Origin of the sequence: Paenibacillus prosopidis (assembly GCF_003337375.1) — a bacterium.
In the GTDB taxonomy this organism is placed as follows: Bacteria; Bacillota; Bacilli; order Paenibacillales; family Paenibacillaceae; genus Pristimantibacillus; species Pristimantibacillus prosopidis.
The window spans coordinates 1-3,761 of record NZ_QPJD01000053.1 but is presented as its reverse complement, the minus strand read 5'-3'; the positions used below and the strand labels follow the sequence as shown (position 1 = coordinate 3,761).

4 protein-coding genes and 1 pseudogene are annotated in these 3,761 nt (G+C 33.6%); all 5 read right to left on the bottom strand.

Annotated features, from left to right (window positions below; genetic code table 11):
* Positions 1-104: 104 nt before the first annotated feature.
* Entirely contained in the window at positions 105-743 is a 639-nt protein-coding gene (locus tag DFP97_RS30070; protein ID WP_114384329.1) for a hypothetical protein, read from the bottom strand.
* Positions 744-831: 88 nt separating this feature from the next.
* Positions 832-1,407 carry a P-loop NTPase family protein gene (locus DFP97_RS30065; protein WP_114384328.1) on the bottom strand — a complete coding sequence of 192 codons (576 nt, stop codon included), beginning with the start codon at positions 1,405-1,407 and terminating at the stop codon, positions 832-834.
* A 246-nt stretch (positions 1,408-1,653) separates the two neighbouring features.
* Positions 1,654-2,154: a hypothetical protein gene (locus DFP97_RS30060; RefSeq protein WP_114384327.1), complete on the bottom strand. Its 501-nt coding sequence runs from the start codon at positions 2,152-2,154 to the stop codon at positions 1,654-1,656.
* Positions 2,135-2,679 (bottom strand): annotated as a pseudogene (locus DFP97_RS30055) (DNA topology modulation protein). The gene DFP97_RS30060 and the pseudogene DFP97_RS30055 overlap by 20 nt, the downstream one beginning before the upstream one ends.
* Before the next feature lie 552 nt (positions 2,680-3,231).
* Positions 3,232-3,525, bottom strand: a complete 294-nt coding sequence (locus DFP97_RS30045; protein WP_147275128.1) for a hypothetical protein — start codon at positions 3,523-3,525, stop codon at positions 3,232-3,234.
* Positions 3,526-3,761 lie beyond the last annotated feature (236 nt).

Here is a 3,761-nt window from a genome sequence, read left to right as displayed (position 1 = left end):
TATGTAATCCTTTAAACTCCTATTTAAACACGCATGTGAAATCCTGCGAATGAGCGAGCATTCGTGAGAAAAACCTTATTCTCTGAGGGAGCTTAGCTCCTTTTCTATCTCAATGTTGCACTCCATGGCATATCAACCATACCAAAGCCTTCTGCTCCCTGGATCTGTTGTTGTTTTACAAGTCCAACTTGTTTTGCATAGTAATCCAACATATCAAATACCGTAAAACGATGAAATTCAGCATTGAATGAAGGTTCATTTCGAACATCAGGTTTAACCGGTCTAAGAACAACTACTGCCTTACCCGTGCCATCTCCATGCTCGTTTACTGGGACATTAAACTTAATAAATTCATTAAACCCATCTGCTACAGTAATCACAGTCACTACACCCATATTCTTAGTTGGAAAATGTGGATCGATAGGAGTATTAATTTTGATTCTCCATTCCCCTTTACTATCTGTTAAACCATTTGCAGCGATTTTTCCTTTGCAATCAATTATTATTAGACGCGCATTAGGGATAGGATTAAATGATTCATCATTAAAAGGCTTCTTCTTCGTTCCGTACCCATCGAGAACAGATGAAACTTTAAAATGCATAATTGCTTCAACCCTGTCTCTTGTCGGTGATGCTTCAATGTTGCCTAATGAAAGTGAATTAGTTGGAGATGAGTCAGCAAAAGCAGTATAAGCACTAACCAGAAGGCAGATAACCAACATCACGTACAATTTTCTTTTCATTACTTCACCTCATCGTTTTTAGGATAGTTTCCCATAAATGAGGAAAATCATTACGCTATTCTGCCAGTTAACGCAGCGGGGCTGCCAATTAATTCTGCGGCAGCCTCGTTGTGTGGTTATTAAGCTCTCGTTGTCCGAGGGAGTTTAAATATTTAATAATTTCAATATTATCCTTTAGCGTTATGGACTTAGAATAATACTGTTCCAATTTATTTAACATCTTCGGTTTAATTCGGTTTTCAAAGTTATCATTCCAGATAAACATATTCCTGAATATTTCAAAAGTTGGTCTATAGTTTGACTTTTCTATTCTTAGGAGCTGTAAGATAAATCTTCTTACTATTCGATATTTTCGTTTTAAATGATCAGTATCCAAAAATATTATTAAATCAGCATTATTAAAACTTTGGAACACCCATTCGTTATAATGAGCCCCCTCAACAATCCAAGCATCGGATTGAATAATTGCGCTTAAATGTTGATCTCTTTCTTCATCAGTTCTTTTAATGTCTTTTGTTTTATGTCTCTTCCAAACAACATTATCCAATTCGTAATGTGGAATATTCAGTTTAGTGGATAGATTTCTTGCTAAAGTTGTTTTACCGCTCCCAACGGAACCTATAATATGTACTTTTCTCGGGGCATTTTTGTTCAATTCAATCATCAACTTACCCCTCCATTTATATTTTTAATAAAATATTCTTCCGCCCTTTCTCAAATCCTTCATTAGCATTATCCTGCCAGTTACTTCAATGAGCATCAAAGGCAGCTCCTCCACTATCGTATCCGTTAGCTTAATCACTTTAGTAAATTGATCGTAAAACATGAAGGAAATCTATTCAGTAAATATTACCAGAGGATTAATACAGTCCTTAGGCGGCAGATCAAAACTGCTGCCTTTGAACATCCCTCATCGTGTCGGCTTACTAGGTAGCTTTATAAATATTTGTTTATTTTCTCCTTTTTCTTTCCATTCAACTAATATATTAGAATTAGTTATAAACTCTTCAACGTCTTCTTTTTTATTAAACGTATAGTACCTATAGATTTCATATTTTTCGCCTTTATCTAAATAACCATGATCTATTCCTTGATTACCTGATCCATGGTTATACTTTAAAGGGCCCGATTCATTAAAATGAGCATTAAATGATTCAGCTTTCTCTTGACCCTTATTTTCAAGTTTAATTAAGATATTTAACAGTATCTCATCATCAGAAGTAGGTTCAACATCTTTGATCTTTTTTTTATCAATAATTATTTGATAATTTATCGAGCTCCAAATATCTACATTGTTCTTTATGTTATTTAACTCAGAATATAGTGGATTATTTACATTTTCAGAATTACATCCAATAATAAATGCAGTTACTAATAAGATATAACAGATCTTAATAAACATTGTTTTCATACCTTTCACCCCCGTTTTGTAACTGAACTTTTTCTAAAAAATGCTTAACATCTTTTGGCGATTTTAGGATAATAACTACTTTATTTTTAGACAATTGTTCAAGTCTCTTTAAAATTCCTGGTCTTTTCGTCTTTGGATATTCCCATATCCATTTAAAAAACTCAACGGAAAACGCTCTTCGCAACCTTCTCCCATATCTGGTCTTATTTTATTTCGATATTGAACCATTCTTTTAAATGCACGAAAGACGCATATTATTCTTGGAAAATCAAGAAAGATTATTGTATCTGCCGCATTAAGTCTTATATCCATTGTTCCACCGTAGTTCCCATCAATAATCCATTCATCTTCTTTAACTAAGTCATTTTGAACTTTTCTTTGTTCATCTTTTGGGACACCTGTCCAATTAGGTTTCCAGAATAGTGCATCAAGATGATAAACTTTTATTTTTAGCTTTTCGCCTAATTGCCTTGCCAAAGTGGATTTTCCTGAACCTCCGGAACCGATAAGGATAATTTTCTTCATTTGATAACTCCTTTTAAAAGTAAAAAAATCCATAAAAGTAACAATGTTTTTTAAATAATACTGCCAGTTAGCCATCCATGCTGCACAAAGCGCCGCACCACAGAAAATGAAAGTTAATCCGTTCTTTCATAGTAGTTCAATCATTTGGAGTCTCATGGCATAGGAGTTAGTAAGTTCTTCAACGTGCTCATCATCCAATGATACATAATAACAAATACAATCGTACCTGAAAGGATCCCATTATATAGTTTGCGGAGTTTCATTATTTTTTCAATCAATTTATAAAAGATCATAAAGAACATCACTGTGACCATTATAAAACCAATTAGAAATATTATGAGCATATTAGAGCACGTCCTAATTTCATTTAACTGATTAATTCAATACGTATTTATCTATACAAAGTTACGCTATACTGCCCGTTAGGAATCCATGCCGCACAAAGCGCGGCACCACAGAGAATGAAATTTAATCCGTTCTTTTATGGTAGTTGAAAACAGAAGCCATTATGTCGGCCACCGTTTCTTCTGTTCATTGAGGTTAAGAATTAGGTTAGAAACTTGATTCTGAAGGTTCGATGCTTTTTAGAAATGGAGAACGAAGTTTATTACTATAATAAGTAATAAAATAAAACCCACCCACCTCAATTAATGGCATTACTAATTCTGTTGTTTTAATTTTTTCTACTGTTCCATTCGCCTTCTCAATCATAATGAAATCATTTCCTTTTTCTGTTACAGTAACTACAGCAACACTTCGAGCAAATGTATTATCATAATAAAATATTCCTGCTACACTAATTAAAATTGCCATTGATAGCATTATAAATCTTGATTTTTTTGACACTATGAATACCTCCATATTATTCTCATTCATAAAATCAACCTTCATAATTGTAACACGAGTTAGGTTTTAATTCCCATTTCCACCTTAACTATCCTACCCGTAAACAGAAAAAGCGATGGATCGGCTCCATCGCTTTTTCTGCACTATCGTACCCGTTAGCTTAATAAAGGATGTTAAATACGACTTCGAATATCATTCCAGTCATTCTTTAAAAAATGTTTCATCGGTAATTTGGA